The sequence below is a fragment of the Muricauda brasiliensis genome, assembly GCF_003057865.1.
GTDB classification, from domain to species: domain Bacteria; phylum Bacteroidota; class Bacteroidia; order Flavobacteriales; family Flavobacteriaceae; genus Flagellimonas; species Flagellimonas chongwuensis.
In genome coordinates, this window is the sequence record NZ_QBTW01000009.1 from 1 (window position 1) to 224 (window position 224).

At 44.2% G+C, this 224-nt stretch carries 1 protein-coding gene; it reads left to right on the plus strand.

What is annotated here, in order from left to right:
• Positions 1-16: 16 nt before the first annotated feature.
• Positions 17-224: hypothetical protein (locus DCK90_RS05480; protein ID WP_159075773.1), on the plus strand; the 208-nt coding region annotated here is incomplete at its 3' end.

The window sequence follows — 224 nt, forward strand, 5'->3', positions numbered from 1 at the left end:
TACGATTTGTGATATCATGGACGTAGATAATTGCGATACCGCAACCGTAACGGTAACTGTGACCGAAGGAATGGGTGGTAACGTAATAGATGCCGTAGATGATACCTATACTGCAACATTTGGTGAAGATGAGGCGATTGACGGTAGCGATGTGCTTTTAAATGATACCTTGAACAGTTTACCTGTTACTCTGGCCGATGTACTTCTGACTTCCACGCCAACAG